The organism is Acidovorax sp. M14, from assembly GCF_049331375.1.
Classification (GTDB): domain Bacteria; phylum Pseudomonadota; class Gammaproteobacteria; order Burkholderiales; family Burkholderiaceae_C; genus Acidovorax.
This window is the reverse complement of the sequence record NZ_CP186263.1, coordinates 4,153,943-4,177,385: the sequence shown is the minus strand read 5'-3', so window position 1 is coordinate 4,177,385 and position 23,443 is coordinate 4,153,943. Positions and strand designations below refer to the sequence as shown.

At 66.2% G+C, this 23,443-nt stretch carries 19 protein-coding genes; 10 read left to right on the top strand and 9 right to left on the bottom strand.

What is annotated here, in order from left to right:
- Nucleotides 1-22: 22 nt before the first annotated feature.
- Entirely contained in the window at nucleotides 23-1,189 is a 1,167-nt protein-coding gene (locus ACOYR4_RS19500; protein ID WP_422847751.1) for an acetyl-CoA acetyltransferase, read from the top strand.
- On the top strand, nucleotides 1,186-2,697 hold the full coding sequence (locus tag ACOYR4_RS19495; protein WP_422847750.1) for an AMP-binding protein: 1,512 nt from the start codon (nucleotides 1,186-1,188) through the stop codon (nucleotides 2,695-2,697). The genes ACOYR4_RS19500 and ACOYR4_RS19495 overlap by 4 nt, the downstream gene beginning before the upstream one ends.
- Nucleotides 2,698-2,811: 114 nt before the next feature.
- Here the strand turns inward: ACOYR4_RS19495 and prpR are convergent, their stop codons facing one another.
- On the bottom strand, nucleotides 2,812-4,716 hold the full coding sequence (prpR, locus tag ACOYR4_RS19490; protein WP_422847749.1) for a propionate catabolism operon regulatory protein PrpR: 1,905 nt from the start codon (nucleotides 4,714-4,716) through the stop codon (nucleotides 2,812-2,814).
- 335 nt (nucleotides 4,717-5,051) lie between these two features.
- Here prpR and ACOYR4_RS19485 point away from each other — a divergent pair, with 335 nt between their 5' ends.
- Nucleotides 5,052-5,921 carry an isocitrate lyase/PEP mutase family protein gene (locus ACOYR4_RS19485; RefSeq protein WP_422847748.1) on the top strand — a complete coding sequence of 290 codons (870 nt, stop codon included), beginning with the start codon at nucleotides 5,052-5,054 and terminating at the stop codon, nucleotides 5,919-5,921.
- Here ACOYR4_RS19485 and ACOYR4_RS19480 read toward each other — a convergent pair.
- A complete protein-coding gene (locus ACOYR4_RS19480; protein ID WP_422847747.1) occupies nucleotides 5,866-6,183 on the bottom strand; it encodes a twin-arginine translocation signal domain-containing protein in 318 nt (105 codons plus the stop codon). The genes ACOYR4_RS19485 and ACOYR4_RS19480 overlap by 56 nt on opposite strands.
- On the opposite strand from ACOYR4_RS19480, the gene ACOYR4_RS19475 reads away from it, so the two are divergent.
- The 3 genes from ACOYR4_RS19475 to ACOYR4_RS19465 all read left to right on the top strand — a co-directional run bounded on the left by ACOYR4_RS19475 (nucleotide 6,068) and on the right by ACOYR4_RS19465 (nucleotide 8,657).
- Nucleotides 6,068-7,042: a Bug family tripartite tricarboxylate transporter substrate binding protein gene (locus ACOYR4_RS19475; RefSeq protein ID WP_422847746.1), complete on the top strand. Its 975-nt coding sequence runs from the start codon at nucleotides 6,068-6,070 to the stop codon at nucleotides 7,040-7,042. The two genes, ACOYR4_RS19480 and ACOYR4_RS19475, sit on opposite strands and share 116 nt — an antisense overlap.
- 42 nt (nucleotides 7,043-7,084) lie before the next feature.
- Nucleotides 7,085-7,885, top strand: a complete 801-nt coding sequence (locus ACOYR4_RS19470) for an SDR family oxidoreductase (protein ID WP_422847745.1) — start codon at nucleotides 7,085-7,087, stop codon at nucleotides 7,883-7,885.
- A 124-nt stretch (nucleotides 7,886-8,009) separates the two neighbouring features.
- Nucleotides 8,010-8,657, top strand: a complete 648-nt coding sequence (locus ACOYR4_RS19465) for a DsbA family oxidoreductase (RefSeq protein ID WP_015015664.1) — start codon at nucleotides 8,010-8,012, stop codon at nucleotides 8,655-8,657.
- Nucleotides 8,658-8,781: 124 nt separating this feature from the next.
- Here the strand turns inward: ACOYR4_RS19465 and ACOYR4_RS19460 are convergent, their stop codons facing one another.
- The 3 genes from ACOYR4_RS19460 to cphA (ACOYR4_RS19450) all read right to left on the bottom strand — a co-directional run bounded on the left by ACOYR4_RS19460 (nucleotide 8,782) and on the right by cphA (ACOYR4_RS19450) (nucleotide 14,176).
- On the bottom strand, nucleotides 8,782-9,294 hold the full coding sequence (locus ACOYR4_RS19460) for a CreA family protein (RefSeq protein ID WP_422847744.1): 513 nt from the start codon (nucleotides 9,292-9,294) through the stop codon (nucleotides 8,782-8,784).
- Nucleotides 9,291-11,870, bottom strand: a complete 2,580-nt coding sequence (cphA, locus tag ACOYR4_RS19455) for a cyanophycin synthetase (RefSeq protein ID WP_422847743.1) — start codon at nucleotides 11,868-11,870, stop codon at nucleotides 9,291-9,293. Before cphA (ACOYR4_RS19455) ends, ACOYR4_RS19460 begins: the two co-directional genes overlap by 4 nt.
- Nucleotides 11,871-11,968: 98 nt before the next feature.
- Nucleotides 11,969-14,176: a cyanophycin synthetase gene (gene cphA / locus ACOYR4_RS19450; RefSeq protein WP_422847742.1), complete on the bottom strand. Its 2,208-nt coding sequence runs from the start codon at nucleotides 14,174-14,176 to the stop codon at nucleotides 11,969-11,971.
- A 237-nt stretch (nucleotides 14,177-14,413) separates the two neighbouring features.
- Between cphA (ACOYR4_RS19450) and ACOYR4_RS19445 the strand changes: the two genes are divergently transcribed.
- From ACOYR4_RS19445 to ACOYR4_RS19435, 3 genes are all read left to right on the top strand, one after another.
- Entirely contained in the window at nucleotides 14,414-16,720 is a 2,307-nt protein-coding gene (locus ACOYR4_RS19445) for an ABC transporter ATP-binding protein (RefSeq protein WP_422847741.1), read from the top strand.
- 21 nt (nucleotides 16,721-16,741) lie between these two features.
- On the top strand, nucleotides 16,742-17,239 hold the full coding sequence (locus ACOYR4_RS19440) for a DUF1854 domain-containing protein (RefSeq protein ID WP_422847740.1): 498 nt from the start codon (nucleotides 16,742-16,744) through the stop codon (nucleotides 17,237-17,239).
- 503 nt (nucleotides 17,240-17,742) lie between these two features.
- A complete protein-coding gene (locus tag ACOYR4_RS19435; protein ID WP_060984310.1) occupies nucleotides 17,743-18,174 on the top strand; it encodes a hypothetical protein in 432 nt (143 codons plus the stop codon).
- A gap of 280 nt (nucleotides 18,175-18,454) precedes the next feature.
- Here ACOYR4_RS19435 and ACOYR4_RS19430 read toward each other — a convergent pair whose 3' ends face one another.
- From ACOYR4_RS19430 to gspF, 3 genes are all read right to left on the bottom strand, one after another.
- Nucleotides 18,455-18,886 (bottom strand): EF-hand domain-containing protein, encoded by a 432-nt coding sequence (locus tag ACOYR4_RS19430; protein WP_422847739.1) that lies wholly within the window; start codon nucleotides 18,884-18,886, stop codon nucleotides 18,455-18,457.
- A 174-nt stretch (nucleotides 18,887-19,060) separates the two neighbouring features.
- Nucleotides 19,061-19,987 carry a 5'-nucleotidase gene (locus ACOYR4_RS19425; RefSeq protein ID WP_422847738.1) on the bottom strand — a complete coding sequence of 309 codons (927 nt, stop codon included), beginning with the start codon at nucleotides 19,985-19,987 and terminating at the stop codon, nucleotides 19,061-19,063.
- A gap of 4 nt (nucleotides 19,988-19,991) precedes the next feature.
- Nucleotides 19,992-21,224 (bottom strand): type II secretion system inner membrane protein GspF, encoded by a 1,233-nt coding sequence (gene gspF / locus ACOYR4_RS19420; protein ID WP_422847737.1) that lies wholly within the window; start codon nucleotides 21,222-21,224, stop codon nucleotides 19,992-19,994.
- A 241-nt stretch (nucleotides 21,225-21,465) separates the two neighbouring features.
- Here gspF and ACOYR4_RS19415 point away from each other — a divergent pair, with 241 nt between their 5' ends.
- Nucleotides 21,466-22,215 carry an SDR family NAD(P)-dependent oxidoreductase gene (locus tag ACOYR4_RS19415; RefSeq protein WP_295943046.1) on the top strand — a complete coding sequence of 250 codons (750 nt, stop codon included), beginning with the start codon at nucleotides 21,466-21,468 and terminating at the stop codon, nucleotides 22,213-22,215.
- Nucleotides 22,216-22,237: 22 nt separating this feature from the next.
- Here ACOYR4_RS19415 and ACOYR4_RS19410 read toward each other — a convergent pair whose 3' ends face one another.
- Nucleotides 22,238-23,266, bottom strand: a complete 1,029-nt coding sequence (locus ACOYR4_RS19410; protein WP_110960242.1) for an LLM class flavin-dependent oxidoreductase — start codon at nucleotides 23,264-23,266, stop codon at nucleotides 22,238-22,240.
- Nucleotides 23,267-23,443 lie beyond the last annotated feature (177 nt).

Below are 23,443 nucleotides of genomic sequence, written 5' to 3'. Positions count from 1 at the left end.
CGCACATCAATGGAGGATGGACATGGGTGCAGCGATCGTGGGTTGGGCACATTTGCCGTTTGGCCGGCTGGACGGCATGGGCCTGGAAGACCTCATCACCCGCGCGGGCCGCGAGGCCCTGCAGCACGCGGGCATTGACGGCACGGTGGTGGATGGCGTGTGGCTGGGCAACCTCAATGGCGGCTTCACGCCCGATGTGTTTGCCTCGTCGCTGGCCCTGCAGTGCGACGACGCCCTGCGCTGGAAGCCCGCCACGCGGCTGGAGAATGCTTGCGCGTCGGGCTCGGCCGCCCTCTATGCCGCGTGTGATGCGATCGAAGCCGGCCGCGCCCGGGTCGCCCTCGTCATCGGCGCCGAAAAGATGACCGCTGTCTCCGGCGCCGAGACCACGCGCATCCTGGGCGACTGCGGCTACTCCGGCGAGGCGGGCCATCCGCCCGGTGGCTTTCCGGGCATTTTTGCGTCCATCGCGCAGGACTACTTTGCCGCGCATGGCGACCATTCGGCCACCCTGGCGCGCATCGCCGCCAAGAACCACGCCAACGGCGCGCTCAACCCCTGGGCGCACATGCGCAAGGACCTGGGCTTTGAGTTCTGCAACACCGTGTCCGACCGCAACCCGATGATTGCCGCGCCCCTGCGCAAGACGGACTGCTCGCTGGTGTCTGACGGCGCCGCAGCGGTCATCCTGGCGGCCGATGATGCAGTGGACGACTTCCCCCGCGCCGTGCGCCTGCGGGCGCGGGTGCAGGTGAACGACTACCTGCCCATGGCGCGCCGCCGTGTGGTGGACTTTGAAGGGCCCCGGCGCGCCTGGCAGCAGGCGCTGCAGCAGGCCGGCCGCGCGGTGCACGACCTGTCGCTGGCCGAGGTGCATGACTGCTTCACCATCGCCGAGCTGCTCACGTACGAGGCCATGGGCCTGGCGCCTGCAGGCCAGGGCCACCGTCTGCTGGAGGACGGCACCGTGCTGCGCACTGGCCGCTTGCCCGTCAACGCCTCTGGCGGGCTCAAGGCCAAGGGCCACCCGATTGGCGCCACGGGCGTGTCAATGCATGTGGTGTCGGCCATGCAGCTCATGGGCGAGGCGGGCGACCTGCAGGTGCCCGGCGCCACGCTGGCGGGCGTGTTCAACATGGGCGGATCGGCCGTGGCCAACTACGTGAGCATTCTGGAGCGCGCCCGATGAACATCGCCCACCTGCTGCGCCGCAGCGCCCTGCTGCACGCCCACCGGCCCGCGCTGCTGCATGGCGACCAGGTGCTGTGGAGCTACGGCACGCTGGCCGCCCGCACCGCTGCGCTGGCCGCCCATCTGCGCACACACTGCGGCGTGGCCCCCGGCGACCGCGTGGCCATCTATGCAGCCAATGCCCCCGAATACCTGGAGGCCCTGCACGCCATCCTGTGGGCGGGGGCCGTGTCGGTGCCGGTCAACTACAAGCTGCATGCCAAAGAACTCGCCTACGTGCTGGCCGACTCGGGCGCGCGCATGGTGTTGACCTCTGAAGCGCTGGCCCCCGCCGTGCACGAGGCCGGGGCGCCGCAGGACGCGGTGCTGGTCTTTGGCTCCGACGCATACCGTGCCGCAGTCGCCCACACGCCCATGGATGTGTGCGACCGCGCGCCGCACGACGTGGCCTCGCTGTTCTACACCTCGGGCACCACCGGCCGCCCCAAGGGGGTGATGCAGACCCACCGCAACCTGCTGGCCATGACGGCCTGTTACTTCACCGATGTGGACGACATCCTGCCCGGCGACGCCATGGTCTACGCCGCACCCATGTCGCACGGCGCAGGGCTCTACAACTACGCCCAGGTGCTGCGCGGCGAACGGCATGTGGTGCCGCGGTCGGGCGGGTTCGAGCCGGCCGAGCTGGTGCAGTTGGCGGCCAGCGTGGGCCAGCTCACCCTGTTTGCCGCACCCACCATGGTGCACCGCTTGGTGGACCATGTGCGCGCCACGGGTGCCGACGTGTCGGGCTTCAAGACCATCGTCTACGGCGGCGGCCCCATGTATGCCGACGACCTGCGCAACGCCCTGGCCGTGATGGGCAACCGCTTTGCACAGATCTACGGCCAGGGCGAAAGCCCCATGACCATCACCGCCCTGTCGCGCGCCCAGTTGGCCGACCGCGACCACCCGCGCTGGGCCGAGCGCATGGTGTCGGTGGGCGTGGCGCAGTCGCTGGTGGAGGTGCGCGTGGTCGATACTGCAGGCCAGCCTGTGCCTGCTGGCGAGACCGGCGAGGTCGTGGTGCGCGGCGACACCGTGATGCCCGGCTACTGGAACAACCCCACCGCCACGGCGCAGACGCTGCGCGACGGCTGGCTCTACACCGGCGACATGGGCGCGCTGGATGCCGATGGCTTTCTCACCCTCAAGGACCGGTCCAAGGACGTGATCATCTCCGGCGGCAGCAACATCTACCCGCGCGAGGTGGAAGAGGTGCTGCTGCTCCATCCCCGGGTGCGCGAGGTGGCCGTGGTGGGCCAGCGCGATGCGGAATGGGGCGAGGTGGTGGTGGCCTTCCTGGTCGCTGGCGAGGGCGGTGCAGTGCCCGGGGCAGAGCTGGATGCACTGTGCCTGGAGCACATTGCGCGGTTCAAGCGTCCCAAGGAATACCGGTGGGTGGAGGCGCTGCCGAAGAATGCCTATGGGAAGGTGTTGAAGACGGAGTTGCGTGCCAATAGCTAGTGCTGCGGCGGTGCGGCACGATGGGCAGTAGCGCGTCGAGACAGCCCGCTCTCACGGCGGGTCTTCGTCGGCGGGTTGTTTGTGGACAGTTGCCTGCGCAAGTTCGGACGCTTTTCAAACCGGCTTTCGACACCAGCGCCAGAACGTGGACCTGCTGACCCCCAGCTCTGCAGCGGCTGCGCCGGTGCGTCCTCCATGGCGCTCCAGCGCCGCCAGGGCCCGTGTGTGCCGGTCAGGTTTTTCTGGCGGGTGCTCTGTGGCGGTTGAAGCGTCTGGGGCTTCTTCGATGCGTGGCGTGCCCGCAAAGAGTTCCGGGCATTCGTCTCGCAGACTGCTCCACTCCACGCTGTCGCTGCGGCGGTACTGAGACAGCCATACGGCGATGCGGTCGCACAGGTTTTCCAGCTCACGCACGTTGCCGGGCCATGGATGCTGTTCCATGGCATCTCCGAATTGGGTCAATACCTCAGCGGCTGTGATGCCGGTTACGCCGACCCGGCTCAGACTGTCGGCCAGCAAACGCACGGCCAAGACTTGGACGTCGCCCTTGCGATCCCGCAGCGGGGGCAATGCCAGCGTGAGGGTGTTGATCCGGTAGTACAGGTCCTGGCGGAATTGGCGCGCGTTCACCATCTGCAGCAGTGGCTGGTGGGTTGCCGCTATCACGCGCACATCGACCGGGATGGACGTGACGGACCCCAAGCGGGTGATGCGCCGCTCCTGCAGTACGCGCAGCAAGCGGGTTTGCAGCGTGAGTGGCATGTCGCCGATTTCGTCCAGAAACAAGGTTCCCGTGTGGGCTGCTTCAAACAGCCCGCGCTTGCCGCCGCGGCGCGCACCGGTGAACGCACCTTCCTCATGGCCGAACAGTTCGCTTTCGAGCAGCGACTCAGGGAACGCGGCGCAGTTGATGGCAACAAACGGGCGGCGCGCCCTCTGGCTGGCGTTGTGCATGGCCTGCGCAAAGAGTTCTTTGCCGGTACCGCTCTCGCCGGTGATCAGTACGCTGAAGTCGGTGGCGGCATAACGGCAGGCTCTGGCGATGGCTTGCAAAAACGCCGGGGCTTGCCCCGCCAAGCTTTCAAAGCGGTGGCGCGCGGCGTGGTCGCTGCGGCGGTGCTGAATACGCAGGCTGTTGTCGGCCTCGTGGATGGTGCGCGCGTCGTACAAGGTCAGCGCCGCACCCGTGGTGTGGCCGCCTTCGTAAATGGGCGTGCGATTGGCAATCCAGTCGCGGCCTTGCAGGCGCAGCACCGCGCCATGTTCGGGCTGGCCGCCTTCCAGTGTCTCGCGCAACGACAGATCGGAGGTGACGGACGCGAGGGGTTCACCCAGGCGCGGCGCACGCACCAGGCCCAAAATGCGTTGCATCGCCGGGTTGATGGCAATGATCTGCTCGGACTGATTCACCGCCAGGACTGCCTCTTGCAGCGTGTGCAGCACCGTGTTGAGTTGTTCGTATCGCCCGGCCTCCAGCTGCGCCACCCGCGCCAGCTCCAGAGCGTCTTCAAAGCCCTGGCGGATGCTGGCATGCGAATACGCCAGCAGGCCAACCAGGCCTGCGTTTTCTGCCAGTTCCACCACGAGGCTGGAGCCCACGACCACGCGGATGCCATCGCTGTGCAGCTGGCGGATGCAATCGCGGGCTGAGTCGGGCGTCTGGTAGGCGTACTGGTGGATATCGATGTTCAACAGACCTTTGACGGATTCCAGCTCCGGAAGGGTGTGGCCGTACATCACGATGCCCACGCGGTCGGCCGTTGCCCGGGCCTTGATGAGCGCCTGCAGGATGTCAAACCCGCTCAACTGGATGGTGGCCACCGGGGCGCTGATCCCACGGCGCAGCAGGCTGGCGTTGGACCCTGCGCTGACAAAGACATCGACCAGTCCGCTGTCCAGCCGCTTGCGGGCCAGGTCCAGCGCCACCTCAAAGCTGCCATCGATCACCTCGATCTCCGCTCTGTCCCGGTACTCCGCCACGATGGGCATGGCCATCAGCCGGATCTGGCGATAGCTCATGAAGCAAAGGCGAGGGCGGCTGGCAAGTGGTGTGACGGGGGTTGGCATAGGGCGGACGGTTGCGCGGACGATGCGTTGGCTGTGCAAGCGTTTCAACGACCGATCGTTGTGTTTCATTCTTTCTTGATTGAAACACAAATATGAAACATTGGAGCGAGTAGTGAAACATGCATGCCGCTGCTGTACGACGTTACTGCGGGCACAGCCAATCAAATCAATGCCTTACAGCAGGTGGGCGGGCTGGCACGTACTGTGCAGTAGCTGCCTACACACAACCCTGTTTGCAACATTACTCCATGGCTATGTCTGAATCTGCTCCTTCTTCCAAGCCCTCCATGCCCGCTCCCATCTCTTTGCGCCAGCGCCTGACCCAGCCCGGGCTGGTGATCGCCCCCGGGGTGTACGACATGGTGTCGCTGCGGCTGGCCGACACCTTCGGCTTTGATGCCTTGTACATGACGGGCTTTGGCACGGTGGCCTCGCACCTGGGCTTGCCAGATGCCGGGCTGGCCACGTATTCGGACATGGTGGGGCGGGTGAAGGCCATGGCCGGCATGGCCCGCTCCCCGCTGATTGCGGACGGCGATACGGGCTATGGCGGTCTGCTCAACGTGCGCCACACGGTGCAGGGCTACGAGGCTGCTGGCGCGCAAGCCATCCAGTTGGAGGACCAGGAATACCCCAAGAAATGTGGCCACACCCCCGGCCGGCGGGTGATCCCGATGGAAGACATGGTGCGCAAGATCCGCGTTGCTGTGGACAGCCGCAGTTCGTCCGATTTCCTGGTCATCGCGCGCACGGACGCCCGCACCAGCCTCGGCCTCGATGAAGCCCTGCGCCGGGCAGAGGCGTACGCCCGCGCTGGGGCGGACATCCTTTTTGTCGAGTCGCCCGAGAGCGAGGAAGAGATGCGAAAGATCGGCCAAACCGTGGACAAGCCCCTGCTAGCCAACATGGTGGAGGGCGGGCGGACGCCTGTGCTGTCGCACAGCGAGCTGGAGTCCATTGGCTACAAGCTCGCCATTTTTCCGGTGACGGCCTTGCTGGCCGCCACCCAGGCCATGAAGACGGTGTATGCGCAGTTTCAGCGCACGGGCTCGTCGGTGAACAGCGACGCTGGCTTGATGCCCTTTGCGGAATTGACGCAGCTCATGGGTTTCGAGGACGTCTGGGCGTTTGAACGCCAGTACGCCGAGACCCCCTGATTGGCGAAGCACGCGCCAGCTGAAGCCTTTCACCCCTCGACAAGACGACACCAAAGCACAACACGAAGGAGACAAACATGAAGCCCCATCCATTTCTCATCCAACACAGCCATGTGCGGTCTGCGTCCTCCCTGCCGCGTCGGCGCATGCTGCTGGCCCTGTCAGCGCTGCTGTGCCTGGGCGTGGTGGCCGGTATGCCCAAGGCCACGCACGCGCAGGACGTGTGGCCCAGCAAACCCCTTCGGCTGATTGTTCCTTTCACGCCCGGGGGCGTCACCGACACCAGCGGGCGTCTGATTGCCGAAAGTCTTGGCAAGCGCCTCGGCCAACAGATTGTGGTGGACAACAAGCCGGGGGCCTCCGGAAACATTGGCACCGCGCTGGCCAAATCGGCGCCGGCGGACGGCTACACGCTGGTGCTGGGTTTTGACGGCACCATGGTGATCAATCCGCATGTGTTCTCCAAACTGCCTTTTGATACGGCCAAAGACTTCGCGCCGGTCGGCAAGATTGGGGATGCGACCCTGGTGCTGGTGGCAAACCCCGGCGTGCCGGTCAAGGGTCTGGCCGATGTGATTGCTCTGTCGAAGACCCAGCAAGGAGGCCTTTCATTCGGTACCTCGGGGACGGGAGGCACCCCCCACATTGCTGGTGAACTACTGAAGATCCGGACCGGCGCCAACCTGACCCACGTGCCCTACAAAGGTGGCGGCCAGGCCATGACCGATGTGCTGGGAGGCACGATCCCGCTGGTGTACACGGCGGTGGCGGGCGCGCATGGGCACATCAAGTCCGGCAAGCTCAAGGCCATTGCGGTGTCGAGTGCGCAGCGCACCAGCGCCTTGCCCGATGTGCCCACGTTTGCCGAGAGCGGTGTGCCAGACTTTGTCGTCAACTCCTGGGTGGGGCTGCTGGCGCCGGTGGGTACGCCTGCGGCGGTCATCACGCGACTCAACACTGAACTGAACGCGGTGCTGAACGATGCCGCCGTGCGCGAGAAATTGCGTGTGATGGGCATCGAGCCGACCCCTGGCACTGCCGAGCAATACCGCGATGAAATCAAGCGGGACCTGGACCGGTATGGTGCCGTGGTGAAGGCGGCTGGCATATCGATCGAATGAGGCGGCTGGTCCTGCACACTTCACCTTTCTCGGAGCAAGTCCATGGATCTGAATCTGAAGGAAAAGCATGTCCTCATCACGGGGGGCAGCAAAGGCATTGGTTATGCCTGTGCCGCGGCGTTTCTGGCCGAAGGGGCGCGCGTCAGCCTGGTATCCCGCAGCACCGAACACCTGGAGGCCGCACGTGGTCGGTTATCGGCGGATGTCCATGGCAGCGCTGGGCGCATCAGCGTTCATGCTGCGGACCTGCAGCAGCCCGAGTCGGCCGCACAAGCGCTGGTCGACGCTGAAGCCGCCTTCGGGGACGTCGATGTGCTGGTCAACTCTGCAGGGGCTGCCCGGCGCACCCCGCCCGAGGAGCTGAGCGCGCAGGCCTGGCACGACGCGATGAACGCCAAATTCTTCACGTACGTCCACATGGTGGATCTGGTGGTCAAGAAAATGGGCGCGCGGGGCCGGGGAGCCATCGTCAATGTGGTTGGTGCCGGAGGAAAGGTCGCCAGCCCCATCCACATGCCCGGCGGAGCCGCCAATGCGGCGCTGATGCTCATGAGCGCGGGCATGGCGGCCGCCTATGGGCCGAGGGGCGTGCGCGTGAATGCCGTCAACCCGGGCGCCACCCACACCGAGCGATTGCAGGCAGGGATGATCGCCACGGCACGCATGCACAACATCTCGGAGCAGGAAGCGCTTGCGCAGGCCACGAGCAAGGTGCCGCTGGGTCGCCTGGCGCAGCCGGAGGAGGTTGCCAACGTGGTGCTCTTTTTGGCGTCCGAGCGTGCCAGCTATGTCACGGGCGTGGTTCTGACGATGGACGGCGCAGCAACGCCCATGGTGGTGTGATACTGGCGGCACACTCTGGTTGGACAGCGCTTCAATCGCTACCGGAGGCGCTCATTAAGCCTGCGGCCTCCGCGGTTTTGAAGCCCGTCCTACCATCCTGGCTTGCCATCCACAGACTTGACCCATGACCACCACCCTCAAAATCGATTTCGTCTCCGATGTCTCCTGCCCCTGGTGCATCATCGGCCTCAAGGCGCTGGAGCAGGCGGCGGACCGGCTTCAGGGCGAGGTCGCGCTGGACTTGCACTTTCAGCCGTTCGAGCTGAATCCGCAGATGGGGCCAGAGGGCCAGGACATTGGCGAGCATCTGCAAGAAAAGTACGGCGCCACGCCCGAGCAGAGCCAGAAGAACCGCGAGGCCATCGCGGCGCGCGGTGCGGCCCTCGGGTTCACCTTCAGCATGGACAAGCGCAGCCGCATCTACAACACCTTTGATGCACACCGCCTGCTGCACTGGGCCGAAGAGAAGGGCGTGCAGGCTGCGCTGAAGAAGGCGCTGTTCAAGGCCTATTTCACCGACGGGCAGGACCCGAGCAACCACGAGGTGCTGGTGCGCGTGGCAAGCGAAGTGGGGCTGGATGCGGCCGAGGCGCGTGCGCTGCTGGCCTCAGACCGCTACGCCGACGAGGTGCGCGAACGCGAGCAGTTCTATCTGCAAAACGGCATCCATTCGGTGCCTGCCATCATCATCAACGAGCGCCACCTGATCCAGGGTGGGCAGCCGGTGGAGGTGTTTGAGCAGGCACTGCGGCAGATTGCCACGCAGGGTTGATTGCTATTTATTTGATAGCTTTTGGGATATATTGCACTAGCGCTACCGGCGGTTTTGATCAAAAAAGGGGCCTTGGGCCCCTTTTTTTATGTGTAAGCGGTGCCTGGGCGGCCGCGTGGGCCCGTCACTTGCGCAGCGGGATGGCGGTGGCGCGGTCCACCGGCACTGCGGTCACGCTGTTCTGCGGCGAGCCGTCGATGAGCTTGTCGGAGTAGGTGAGGTACACCAGCGTGTTGCGGGCCGGGTCCACCATGCGCACGATGCGCAGCCGCTTGAACAGGATGGACATGCGCTCGCTGAACACTTCTTCCTGCTTTTTCAACGGCTCGGGAAAGCTGATGGGCCCCACCTGGCGGCAGGCGATGGAGGCCTCGGCGCGGTCTTCGGCCAGGCCCAGCGTACCCTTGATGCCGCCAATGCGGGCGCGCGATACGTAGCAGGTCACGCCCTGCACGCCGGGGTCGTCATAGGCCTCGACGATGATGTCGTGGTCACGGCCGATCCATTGGAAGGCCGTGTCCACGGTGCCGATCTTTTCGGCAGTTGCAGCCTGCGCTGCGCCGCCTGCAAGGGCGGTGAGTGCAGCAACGGCCACGGCGGCTGCGGCTGCAGCTGCCAGCGTGCGCGCGGCGGTCATTCCGTGGTCTCGCCTTCGGTGCAGCGCTGGGCCAGGTGGGCCAGCGCTTCTTCCACCTGGTCCACAAGCACCAGGCACAGGTCGCCGGGTTGTAGGCGCGCCAGCGCGGCGTCGATGGCGATGAACTCGCCACGGATTTCTTCCACATGCGTGGTGCGGGGGGCGCCCGCCAGGCCTTCGCGCAGCAGGGCCATCACTTCGCCGTCGGCGCGGCCGCGCTGGGCGGCGTCCTGATACAGGATCACGTCGTCAAACGCGGCACCCAAAATCACGGTCTGCTCGCGGATGTCTTCGTCGCGCCGGTCGCCCGCGCCGCTGATGACCACGCTGCGGCGCTTGCCGGGCAGGGCGTCCACGGCCTGCACCAGGGCGCGCATGGCGTCGGGGTTGTGGCCGTAGTCGGCGATCACGGTGGCACCCCGGTAGTCCATGATGTTGAAACGGCCAGGGGCGTTATCGCTATCGTTCACAAAGCCCGACAGGCCCCGGCGGATGGTCTGCCAGGGCATGCCAACGCCCCAGGCGGCGGCCACAGAGGCCATGACGTTCTCCACCTGGAAGCCGATCTTGCCGTTGCGCGTGATGGGCACGTCGCGCAGGTGGATGGTCTCGCGCCACGAGCCTTCGGAGGCCACGATGGAGTCGCCATCCACATACACGGTGCGGTGGCCTTGGGCGCGGTGCGTGACCATCACGGGGTGGTGGCGGTCGCTCGCAAAGTAGATGACCTTGCCGGGGCACGAAGACGCCATGGCCGCCACGATGGGGTCGGCGGCGTTGAGCACGGCGTAGCCCGTGGGGGCCACGTTCTGCACGATCACGCGCTTGAGCACGGCCAGGTCTTCCACCGTGGTGATGTAGTTCAGCCCCAGGTGGTCGCCCGCGCCGATGTTGGTGACCACGGCCACCTGGCAGCGGTCAAAGCCCAGGCCTTCGCGCAGGATGCCGCCCCGTGCGGTTTCGAACACGGCGGCGTCCACCTCGGGATGCAGCAGTACATTGCGGGCGCTCTTGGGGCCGCTGCAGTCGCCGCTGTCAATCTGGCGGCCGTTCACGTACACGCCGTCGGTGTTGGTCATGCCCACGCGCAGGCCCTGCGCGGTGAACAGGTGCGCAATCAGGCGCGCGGTGGTGGTTTTGCCGTTGGTGCCGGTCACAGCCACGGTGGGTATGCGGCCGTCGTCGCCATGGGCAAACAGCTTGTCCACCATGGCAGCCCCCACGTTGCGGGGCTTGCCATAGCTGGGCGCCAGGTGCATGCGCAGGCCGGGGGCGGCGTTCACTTCCACAAAGCCACCGCCTTGTTCTTCGAGCGGGCGCAGCACGGTCTCGGCCACCATGTCCACGCCGCAGATGTGCAGGCCCACCATCTGGGCGGCGGCCACGGCGCGGGCTGCGACCTCGGGGTGCACGTCGTCGGTCACGTCGGTGGCAGTGCCGCCGGTGGACAGGTTGGCGTTGTTGCGCAGGATGACGCGCTGGCCTTTTTCGGGCACCGATTCGGGCGTCAGGCCTTGCATGGCCAGGCGGGCCACGGCGATGTCATCGAGGCGGATCTTGGTCAACGAGGTGGCGTGGCCTTCGCCACGGCGCGGGTCCTGGTTGACCACGTCTACCAGCTGGCGCACGGTGTGTTCGCCATCGCCCAGCACCTGGGGCGGCTCGCGGCGTGCGGCGGCCACCAGCTGGTCGCCCACCACCAACAGGCGGAAGTCGTGGCCGGGCAAAAAGCGCTCGACCATCACGGTGCCATAGTCGGCGGCGTTCTTGTAGGCCTCTTCGAGCTGGGCGCGGTCGGTGATGTTGACGGTGACGCCCTTGCCCTGGTTGCCGTCTTGCGGTTTGACCACCACGGGCAGGCCGACCTTCAGGGCCACTTCCCAGGCTTCGTCCACGCTGTCCACGGGCTTGCCCAGGGGCACGGGCACACCGGCTGCATGCAGCAGGCGCTTGGTCAGGTCCTTGTCCTGGCCGATGGATTCGGCCACGGCGCTGGTCGAGTCGACCTCGGCCGCCTGGATGCGGCGCTGCTTGGAACCCCAGCCAAACTGCACCAGGCTGCCGCGTGTGAGGCGGCGGTACGGAATGCCCCGGGCCACGGCGGCTTCGACTATGGAGCCGGTGCTGGGGCCCAGGCGTTCGTCCTCGTCCAGTTCGCGCAGGTCCGCGATCACGGCGTCCGCGTCAAAGCTGCCGCTGCCCAGTGCGGCCTCGACGAGCTGTTGTGCGTATTCAAACGCCTTGCGGCCCACAGCTTCTTCGCTGTATTCGACGACCACCTGGTACACGCCCGCATCGGTGGTGGCGGTGGTGCGCGCAAAGGTCACGGGGCAGCCGGCCTGGGCCTGCAGGGCCAGTGCGGCGGTCTGCAGCACGTGGGCCAGCGATACGTCGCCGCCACCGGTTTCCGGGTGCAGCGCGCCGATGGCGGGGAACAGGGCCCGCAGGCGGGCTTCGAATCCGGCCATCTGGCCCACAGCGCGCTCGTTCTCGGCGCAGGTCACCACGGCCTCGATGGCCATGTGGCGGCTCCAGAGGTTGGGGCCGCGCAGGGCCCGGGTGCGGGTTACATCCATGGAAGTCTCTTTCAGTGGTCCATCAGGGCACTGGGGCCCTGTTCAGGTCGTGGGATGTGAGGTCAAACAACAAAAAGCGGCAAATGCGCGGCGGGCCATCAAGACCGCAGGGCGGCAGTGGGGACCAGCTCGGGCTCGAAGGTCTTGATGCCTGCGCCGATCAGGTCGGGGGCAATGTCCAGCGCCCAGGCCGCGCCAATGGCGGCCAGCAGGGCGTCGGTATCGGGCACCACGGCGTTGCGGCCAAAGGTCAGGTCGGACAGGGCGCCCAGCACATGCTCGGCACTGCCCGTCGCCAGGACCACGCGGCCGTTCTTCACGAAGACCGCGCGGCCGTTGTCCTTGGCGCGGTGCTCGGCAATCACGGGCAGCGTGCCGTCCTGCGCATACAGCACCACGTCGCCGTCCGACAGCGGGGCCAGGTCGGCCACCTGGGGGATGGCCGCATTGAGCACCGCAGCGCCTTCGGCCAGCACCACGTCCACCTGGGTGCGCATCACCTTGGTCATCTGGTCCTGTTCGTGCACGTCAAACTCGGCCAGCGTTTCCACGCCATCCATGTCGGTCACCACGCCCACCTGGCAGCGGTCGTAGGCGAGGCCGTCGCGCAGGATGGTGCGGGCGTCGCTTTCGATCACGGCGGCCTGCACCATCTTGTTCATCAGCAGGCGGTGTGCGGCTTCCCAGTGGGCGCAGTCGGTGGCTTCCACAAGGCGGCGGTCCAGAAAGAGTCCATCACGGCAGGCCAGGCCGGTGTGGTGGCCGCTCAGGTGCAGCAGCCAGGCCACCACGCGCGAGATGGTGGCGGTGTTGCGCGTGCCTGCCACGCCCACCAGGGGGATGCGGCCTGCGGGGCCTTCGTCATCGGCGTCAGAGGGGAACAGATGCTCGGCAATCGCCTGGCCCACGGGGCGGGGTGCGCCCACCGCAGGCTTCAAGTGCATGAGCAAGCCGGGGCCTGCGTTCACTTCGACAATCGCGCCGCCTTGCGTGTGCAGGGGCTTGGAGATGTCACGGGCCACCAGGTCGATGCCGGCGATGTCCAGGCCCACCACCTTGGCGGCGAGCTGTGCGATGTAGGCCACCTCGGGGTGCACGTCGTCCGTGCAGTCCACGGCCACGTTGCCGTTGCGCTGCACCACCACCTGGCGGCCGGCAGCGGGCACTGAGTCGGCTTCGAGGTCCTGGCGCTTGAGTTCGAGCTGCACCTTGGTGTCGGTGGCCAGGTCGATGATTTCGAGCGGGTACTCTTCCTCGTAGCCACGGCGAGGGTCGGAGTTGAGCTGGCTGTCGATAAGTTCCTTGACCGTGTTGCGGCCGTTGCCGGTGATGCTGACCACCTCGCCGCGTGCGGCGGCAACCACCTTGCCGCCGACCACCAGGATGCGGTGTTCGTCGCCGGGGATGAAGCGCTCCACCATCACGTCACTGCCTTCGGGGTAGGCCACGTGGTAGGCCGCTTCGATGTCTTCCTTCTTGCGCAGGTCCAGCGTCACGCCCCGGCCGTGGTTGCCGTCGGAGGGCTTGACCACCACGGGCAGGCCAATGTCTTGCGCGGCTTCCCAGGCTTCTTCGGGGCTATTGACCACCTGGCCTTCGGGAATGGGCACGCCGCAGGACTTGAGCAGGCTCTTGGTCAGGTCCTTGTCGCTGGCAATGCCTTCGGCAATCGCGCTGGTGTATTCGGTCTCGGCCGTCCAGATGCGGCGCTGGCGGGCGCCGTAGCCCAGCTGCACCAGGTTGCCGTCGTTCAGGCGGATGTGGGGGATGCCCCGGTCGGTGGCGGCGGTGACGATGCAGGCGGTGCTGGGGCCGAGGTACTGGTCGTCCACCTCGGTGCGCACGCGGGCCACGGCGGCTTGCACATCAAAAGGCTGGTCGTTGATGGCCGCCATGATCAGCGCATGGCCCTGGGCCAGTGCCACGCGGGCCACGCTCTCGTCGCGGGCGCGGAACACCATGCGGTACACGCCGCGCTGGCTGGTACTGCGCGTCTGGCCAAAGCCGGTGGGCATGCCCGCTAGGTTGAGCAGCTCGATCACGATGTGCTCCAGCACGTGGCCGCACCAGGTGCCCTCCTGCAGGCGTTGCAGGAAGCCGCCGCGTTCGCCCACGCCGCAGTGGTGTTCGACCAGCGCGGGCAGCCACGCCGTCAGGCGGTCATTGAAGCCGGGGATGGTGTTGGAGGGGTAGTCCTCCAGCTCGCCCAGGTCCAGCCAGACTTCCAGGACCGGCCGGTAGGTCCAGATATTGGGGCCCCGCAGGTAGTTGATGCGAAGCAGTTGGATGTCGTTGAGTTTCGCCATGGATTGCAGCGGTTGTGGTTCCGGCCTTGGTAAGGGCTGTGCGGTAGGGGGACGAGAGGGAATTTTGTGGACGATGATTGTGCGCCAGTCCAGCGCCTGTGCGCAGTGTCAGCCAAAAGGCGGCCACAGACGTTACAGGAGGATGCCGTCGCACCGTGGCGTGCAGTATCGGTGAGAATTCTTGCTTTCGCGAGAGCGGCCACCGCAGGCAGCCGGTGGCGGAAAACCCAACCAAAAATGCAACATCACCATTCTGTGGACGCCTCGGGTGTCTTTTCTGGCCCTGTGGGGGCCGATTTGCGGGCCATGCTCGCTTCCAAAGAGAACGTGTTGGCAGCTTTGCCGGTTGACCTGAGCGCCACGCTGCGCTTTGCGGCAGGGTGGGTGGTGGTGACGTCCGAACGGCTGCTGGCTTGCGACCCAGGCACCACCACATGGCGCAGCTGGCCTCTGGGTGAGGGCCTGGCGCTCAAGCTGCATGACCACGGTGGGGTGGGCTCGCTGGAGTTGCACAACCCGGCCGAGCGCCTGGCGCAGTGGCGTTTTACGCTGGCGAACCATCCACAGGCGCTGCGCCTGGTGCAGCGTTTCGAGCAGCAATTGACCCTGGGCGCCGGCAACGTCTCCGCCGAGGACGACGAGCCCGCCTGCCCCACGTGCCATGCCCCCCTGCCGCCCGACACTGAAGAATGCCCGGCCTGTGCCCGCGCCCAGCCGCCGCAAACCTCTACCTGGGTGCTGCTGCGCCTGTGGCGTTTTGCCCGGCCCTACCGCAAGCAGCTGGCCGCAGGGTTTGCCCTGACGCTGGCGTCCACCGCCGCCACGCTGGTGCCGCCGTACCTCACCATCCCGCTGATGGACGACATCCTGATCCCGTTCCAGAACGGCAAGCAGATTGACCCCCTGCTGGTGCTGATGTACCTGGGTGGGTTGCTGCTGTCGGCCCTGCTGGCCTGGGGCCTCTCCTGGGCGCGTACTTACATATTGGCACTGGTGTCCGAGCGCATTGGCGCCGACCTGCGCACGACCACGTACGAGCATCTGCTGCGCCTATCGCTGGACTACTTTGGTGGCAAACGTACGGGCGATCTCATGGCGCGCATCGGGTCGGAGACCGACCGCATCAACGTGTTCCTGTCGTTGCATGCGCTCGATTTCATCACCGACGTGCTGATGATCGTGATGACGGCGGCGATTCTGTTCTCCATCAATCCCTGGCTGGCGCTCGTTACGCTGGTACCGCTGCCCTTCATCGGCTGGATGATCCACACCGTGCGCGACCGCCTGCGCACCGGGTTTGAAAAGATCGACCGGGTGTGGTCTGAGGTGACCAATGTGCTGGCCGACACCATCCCCGGCATTCGCGTGGTGAAGGCCTTTGCGCAGGAAAAGCGGGAGGCCCAGCGTTTCCGCGACGCGAACCAGCACAACCTGGAAGTGAACGACAAGCTCAACAAGACCTGGAGCCTGTTCACGCCCACGGTGTCGCTGCTGACTGAGATCGGTCTGCTGGTGGTCTGGGCGTTCGGCATCTGGCTGGTGTCACGCAACCAGATCACGGTGGGTGTGCTTACCGCCTTCATCGCCTACATCGGACGGTTCTATGGGCGTCTGGATTCGATGAGCCGCATCGTCTCGGTCACGCAAAAGGCGGCCGCCGGCGCCAAGCGCATATTTGACATCCTGGACCACGTGAGCAACGTGCCCGACCCTGCCCAGCCCGTCCAGGTGGACAAGGTGCAGGGCGCTATCAGCATGCAGGGCGTGGGCTTCCGCTACGGCAGCCGTGCGGTCATCAAGGGGCTGGATCTGGACATCCGCCCCGGCGAGATGATCGGCTTGGTGGGCCACAGTGGCTCGGGCAAGAGCACGCTGGTCAACCTGATCAGCCGCTTTTATGACGTGAGCGATGGCTCCATCCAGGTCGATGGCATCGACATCCGCCGCTTTGCCGTGGCTGACTACCGCCGCCACATCGGGCTGGTGCTGCAGGAGCCCTTCCTGTTCTTCGGCACCATTGCCGAGAACATCGCCTACGGCAAGCCCGAAGCCACGCGCGAGGAAATCGTGGCCGCCGCCCGCGCTGCGCACGCGCATGAATTCATCCTGCGACTGCCGCACGGCTACGACTCGCTGGTGGGCGAGCGCGGCCAGGGCCTGTCGGGCGGCGAGCGCCAGCGCATCAGCATTGCGCGCGCGCTGCTGATCGACCCGCGCATCCTGATCCTGGACGAGGCCACCTCGGCGGTGGACACCGAGACCGAAAAGGAAATCCAGAAGGCGCTCGACAACCTGGTGCAAGGCCGTACCACGATTGCCATTGCCCACCGCCTGTCCACCCTGCGCAAGGCCGACCGCCTGGTGGTGATGGACCGTGGCGAGGTGGTCGAAGTGGGCCCGCACGACGAGCTGATGGAAAAACAGGGCGCCTACTGGCGGCTGTACGAAGCCCAGGCCCGCCGCGCCGAGGAAGACGCGCAGGCCGCAGGCGTGATCATCGACAGCAGCCTGCTGCACCCGGCCCACCCCGCCGGCAACCCCTGAGACGCTGTGAGCAACCCTGCCATGAATGCTTCCCTGACCCCATCGTCGACTATCCCCGCCTTCCAGCTCACGCGCAACCCGCACGGCCGCCTGGTCCTGACCCTGGCCGACGGCACGGCCCATGAGGGCGTGACCCCCGTGCGCGCCTTTCCCATCGCTGCACCGGGCGAGGGGCTCTCGCTGGTGGGTGCCGACGGCCATGAACTGCTCTGGGTTCCCCGGCTGGAGGCCGTGACGGGCGCCGCCCGGCAGCTCATTGAAGAAGAGCTGGAAGTGCGCGAGTTTGTGCCCACTATCCAGAAAATCTTCGCCGTTTCTAGCTTTTCAACGCCCAGCACCTGGGATGTAGAGACCGACCGGGGGCCCGCCCGCCTGGTGCTCAAGGCGGAAGAGGACATCCGCCGCCTGGGCGGGCGCACCCGGCTGCTGATCGCCGGTGGCGACGGTTTGCAGTTCCGTGTGAAGGACACCACGGCGCTGGACAAGCATTCGCGCCGCCTGCTCGAACGTTTTCTGTGACCTTTTGCGGCGGAGTCAGTCCGGCTCTGCCCATGGCCCAGGCCCAGGCAGCTGTCCTGCCGCCGTGAGTTGTCTGTGCGCTACTGCGCGACCGTGAGCAGGCGCTGAAGAGTAAATAGAGGCTAGAAGAAGGGGCTGCGCCCCCTGCGCATTTCCAGGGATTTCCACGGGACGACTCGAGCGGTGCGTCTCCCTACTCGCTCCCTTGCGCTGGGTGACGCGCCCGGATAGCGCTCTCTCCCTCTCCGAACTGCGTGGTGCTGCCGCGACGTCCGCACACGTGCGCGGCGTACTTTGGAGCCCACTCGGAGGGCTCCTGCTCGACAATCCGACCCCGGGAAGGCGCTAAACCGTCCCCAAAGGCTGGATTTTCACTAGGGAAAACCCTAAATTTCGGCCAATCGGCGAAAAAGACCTAAATTCACCCTTCTTTTTGCCGTAATGGATGTACGAAGAGGCCGAAAGACCCTCTCCACACTTTTGTTCAACTACGGGCCAATGTCATGCAAATGCCACCTGTCGATCGATCGCCGTCCTGGCGTCCTCAGGGCGCTGATTTGTATTCCACTGGCGCCTCGGGTGCGCCTCCGGTGCGTCCCATCAACGCTCCCAATCCGGTCGAGTCCATGGACCGGCTGGGTGAGGGGGCGATCGTGCGCGAGCCGGACAAACCCTCGGCGCCCGAGGCGCCGAACCGGGACTGGACGGCGGTAAAAAAGAAGGAAACCGTCGAGGAGCCGCCGGAGCCTCCCAAAGAGCCGATCTACAAGCAGCTGCTGGAGTTCATCCAGTCAATGTGGCGCGCCAGCGGCAGCGCGGTAGAGGTAGCTCAGGACGTCAACAAGATGACCTTGCAGGAGCGCCTCGCCCAGCAGGCCAAGAACGAGCCGCTGACCTACACCGACCCCAAGGTCAAGCGCACCGGCGGCGTTTGAGCCACCGGCGTTGCCGGGCTGCCGCCGCGAAGGCGCCCCATTGCGTGTCATGGCGCCCGGTGCAGTTTGGCGAAGCCCCTGTGCAGCGGCAATCTGTGGCGTACAGGAGCCGTATCCGGTGGGCGCCACTTACCGTGCACATAGGCTGTGGGGACTGCCACGATGCATTCAGTATTTTTGCTATCAAATAGATAGCTGATGGCGCATATTGCACTAGCGCTCCTAGTCAATTGGATTCATTTTTTGGGTTTGCCGCTCAGCAAAGTGCAACCTGCGTTCCTCAGGGACGGGCCTCCGGTGCTGGGAGCGACGCAGTCGGGGCTGATGGCGTGGCTGCCGCTTGTGCGGCTGCCCGCTGACGATCGCGCTCGGCGCGGTACTTTGCGGCAAAGGCGCGCACTTCGGCATACGACACAAAGCCATCACCATCCGTATCGGCCTCGTCGAAGGCCGCCGCCAAACGCGGGAACAGTTTCACCTCGGAGCGGCTGAGCTTGCCGTCTCCGTTGAAGTCCAGCATCTTGAATTCGCGCTGGGCCTTCAGTTCGCCCGGGCTCACCGCCGCTGCGGGTTCTGTGGCCGCGTGTGTCTCCACTGGATGGGCAGGTGGTGGGGGTGTTTGTGCCAGGGCTGCACAGGCTGCAAACAGGGCCACCGTCGCCAGGACAGGCTTCTGCAGCCACAGGGGCGCCCAGGATGTGCGAATGCGCAAAGTTTTCTCCTTCAAAGTCTCAATGGCCATGGTGGCACATGAGGGGCGAGGGCGGTGGTTTGCAACCGGGGCTTTGCAGGCTTTCACCGGGCGTTGCAAGTCTTTGCAGATCTTTTCGCAAGGGCCGGGCACGGAGCGGCAGAGTCCGCAAGCTTGCAGGGGCGGCTTCAGCGGTCAGTTCCCCACAACCCGCACCGGATTCGAGATGCCACTGTTCACATGACCCGCAGGCACATGTCGCGCTGCCGACGTGACGTGACCGGTCTGGTCGTCAAAGAAGAAGTCGGGTTCGAATTCACGCAGAAACTCGCCTTTGGGCAGGCCGCCCAGAAACATGGCCTCGTCCACCGCAATGTTCCAGTCCATCAGGGTGCGGATGGCGCGCTCGTGCGCGGGGGCGCTGCGGGCGGTGACGAGCGCGGTGCGGATGCGCATGCCGGTGCCACCCGCTTCGCCCGCCGACTGCAGGCGGTGCAAGGCGGCCAGCAGGGGTTTGAACGGGCCGTCGGGCAGGGGCTGCGCGGCCTTGTCGGTTTCGTGTTGCTGGAAGGCGGCCAGCCCCTCCGCCTGGTACACGCGCTCGGCCTCATCGGAGAACAGCACCGCGTCGCCGTCAAAGGCAATCCGCACTTCGTTGGGGTTGGAGTCGCCGGCCTGCACCGACTCCGTCACCACCCGCGCTGCGGGGTAGCCCAGGTGCAGGGCCTCGCGCACATCGGCCTCGTTGGCGGACAGGAACAGGTGCGCGCCCAGTGGCCGCAGGTAGCGAAACGGGTCGCGCCCTTGCGTGAACACACCGCGCTGGATGGAGGGGAGCCCGTGGGCGTGGCAGGAGCGGAACACGCGCATGCCGCTTACCGGGTCATTGCGCGACAGCAGCACCACCTCCACGCGCTGGTGCTCGGAGGTGTTGAACGCGAGCAGCTTGCGCACCAGCGAAAACGCCACGCCCGGCGCAGCAGGCACGTCGAGCCGCTGGCGCTGCAGGTCCACGTAGGCGCGGTCATTGTCCTTCTCGAAGACGCGGTTCTCTTCCTCAAAATTGAACAGCGCGCGCGAGGAGATAGCGACCACCAGCTTGTCGTCGAGCGTTACAGCCATAAGGTCACTTCACAAACTGGTTGAGCTGGATGATCGGCAGCAGCACGGCCAGCACGATCAGCATCACGATCAGGCCCATGCCCACGATGAGCAGAGGCTCCAGGATGGTGGCCAGCGCCATGGCGCGGCGCTGCACTTCGGCCGAGAGCTGGCGGGCTGCGCGCTGCAGCATCACCGGCAGTTGCCCGGTCTGCTCGCCCAGGCGCGCAAACATCGACAGCAGGCCCGGAAAGCGTTTTTTCTGCGCCAGGGCCGATGCCAGCGGAGCGCCTTCGCGCACCAGCACCAGCGCGTCGAGCGCGTCGGCACGCAGCGCGCGGTTGTTCAGTGTTTCTGCGGCGGCCTGCAAGGCCTTCAGGATGGGCACACCGGCGCCCGCCAGCATGGCCAGCGTGCCGGCGAACCGCGCTGCGTTATAGCCGCGCGCCAGCTTGCCCACCAGGGGCAGATTGAGCCAGGCGGCATCGAATTTCTCGCGAATATGGCCGATGGTGAGCGCCCATCTTGCCCCAATTGCTATCAAAATAGAAGCAATCAGCATCACCCAGCCATAGCTGCGCACAAAGGCGCTCAGGCCCAGCATGGCCACCGTCAGGAACGGCAGCGCGCGCTTGGTGCCTGCAAACACGCTGGCCACCTGCGGCACCACATAGCCCACCAGGAACAGCACGATCACGATGGCCACCAGGGTCACGATGGCCGGGTACAGCGCGGCGCCCACCAGCTTGGCCTTGAGCGCCTGGCGCTCTTCCAGGTCGTCGGCCAGGCGCTCCAGCACCAGGCCCAGGTTGCCGCTGTGTTCGCCCGCGTCGATCACGGCGCAATAGATGTCAGAGAACTCGCGCGGGTGCTGTGACAGCGCGCGGGCAAAGGTGGCGCCCGCGTTGACCTCGGCGCGCAGCGCGGCGACCAAGTGGCGCTGGCGTTCGTCGTCGGCTTCTTCGGACAGCGCGGTCAGCGCGCGCTCCAGCGGCAGGCCGGACGACACCAGCCCGGCGATCTGACGCGTCCAGATGGCCAGCCCGGTCGCGCTGAACACCGGCCGGGTGAAGAGGCGCTGGCCCAGGCTGGCGGACCGGCCGTCCAGCGACTGGCCTGTCTGCACCATTTCCACTGCCAGCGGCACCAGCGCCTGGGCCCGCAGCAGGCTGCGCGCGGCCTTGGCGGTGTCGGCCTCCAGGAGGCCTTTGCGGGTCTGGCCCTGGGCGTCCAGGGCTTCAAAGGAAAAAGCAGGCATGCAAATGCGGGCGTGGGTGGTGGGGCGTTGGCGTGGCAATCACGCAGTCCTGCAACGGGCAAACATCCGTTGCAGGACCGGCAGCCCCTGATGGTAGCCGCTACCCAAGGCCCAGTGCCTCCACCCAGCTTCCATGCCCGGGGCATGACACAGGTCAAGGCGCTGACGCATTGCGCGCGCAGAATGAAAAGTGATCTGTGGCATCGGGTTGCAGGCGTTTTGAACGAACAAGGGGTCTTTCATGCTGAAGAACAAGGTGGCATTGGTAACGGGCGCATCGTCGGGCATCGGTCGCTCCATTGCGCTGGTGTGGGCGCGCGAAGGTGCCAAGGTGGTGGTGTCGGACGTGAATGTGCAGGCGGGCGAGGAAACCGCCGCGCTGGTGCGCGCGGCCGGGGGTGACGCGATCTTTGTAGCGGCCGATGTGGGCAAGCCTGAGGATTGTGAAGCGCTGGTACAGCGCACCGTCGCCCACTATGGCCGCCTGGACGTGGCCTGCAACAACGCGGGCATCGGTGGCCCACAGGCACCGACAGCCGATTACCCGCTGGACGGCTGGGCGCAGGTCATCAACATCAACCTGTCGGGCGTGTTCTACGGCATGAAGTACCAGATCGCCGCGATGCTGAAGAACGGTGGCGGCTCCGTCATCAACATGGCGTCCATTCTGGGCTCGGTGGGCTTTGCCACGGCGCCCGCCTACACGGCGGCCAAGCACGGCGTGGTGGGGTTGACCAAGGCGGCGGCCATCGAATACAGCGCGCACGGCGTGCGCATCAATGCGGTGGGCCCAGCGTTTATCCACACGCCCATGATCAGCGGGCTGGAGCAGGACGCCGGCATCAACGCCATGCTGGTCGGAGCCCACCCCATCGGCCGCCTGGGCCAGCCCGAAGAGGTGGCTGAATTGGTGACCTGGCTGGCGTCCAGCAAGGCGTCGTTCGTGACCGGGGCGTATTACCCCGTCGATGGGGGCTATCTGGCGCGCTGAAGCGCGAACAAACGACGGGCGCTCAGGCCGCCACGGCGGCCTGGCCCAGCGTGGCGTGCGCCTGGGCGGCGATGTCCAGCGAGCGCAAACGCAGTGCCGGGTCGTACACGTCGCTCACCAGCATCAGCTCGTCGGCGCCGGTGGCCTCTATCAGGCGCGCCAGCCCCGCACGCACTGTGTCCGGCCCACCGATCACGGCTGCAGCCAGAAAGTCGCCAATTGCTGCCCGCTCCTGCGGTTGCAGGCGCGCAGCGTAGCCCTCGATGGGCGGCAGCAGGCGTCGGCGGTCGCCCGTCAAGATGCCCAGAACCCGCTGGTAGGTGCTACTGGCCAGGTAGTCGGCCTCTTCGTCGGTCGGGGCCGCGATCAGTGGCACGCCAATGGCCACGTGGGGCTTGGGCCAGACAGCGGAGGGGCGGTACAGATTGCGGTACAGGTCAATCGCCTGGTGCAGCATGCGCGGCGCAAAGTGCGAGGCAAAGGCATACGGCAGACCCCGCTCGGCCGCCAGCTGGGCCGAAAACAGGCTGGAGCCCAGCAGCCAGATCGGCACATTGGTGCCCGCGCCGGGCATGGCAATCAGGCGCTGGCCGGGTTCGGCAGGGGCCAGCAGGCGCTGCAGTTCGGCCACGTCGCGCGGAAAGTCTTCTTCGGTCTCCACCCGGTTGCGGCGCAGCGCACGCATGGTGGTGGGGTCGGTGCCGGGCGCGCGGCCCAGGCCCAGGTCGATGCGGCCGGGGTACAGCTCGGCCAGCGTGCCGAAGGCCTCGGCCACCACCAGCGGGGCATGGTTGGGCAGCATCACGCCGCCGGACCCCACGCGGATGCGCGAGGTGCCACCGGCAATGTGGCCCACCAGCACAGCAGTGGCGGAGCTGGCAATGCCCGCCATGTTGTGGTGCTCGGCCAGCCAGTAGCGGGCAAAGCCCAGTTTTTCGGCATGCTGGGCGGTGCGCAGCGCAATCTGCAGCGCATCGGCCACGGTGCCGCCTTCGCGGACGGCCACCAGATCAAGCATGGACAGGGCAGGGCGGCGGGGAGTAGAGGTCATCCCCGGATTGTCCAGCGCGCGCGGCTTTTGCGCAGGCGGTGGGCGTAGAGCTGGCAGTGTCAGCAGGGTTGCCTGCGCCGATTTTTACCAGAGGGTCATTTTTTGGTAGCCAAAACGGCGGAGGCACCACAGAATGTTTCAAGACATTTCCGCGCTGGCTGCCATCCTGCGCTGCGC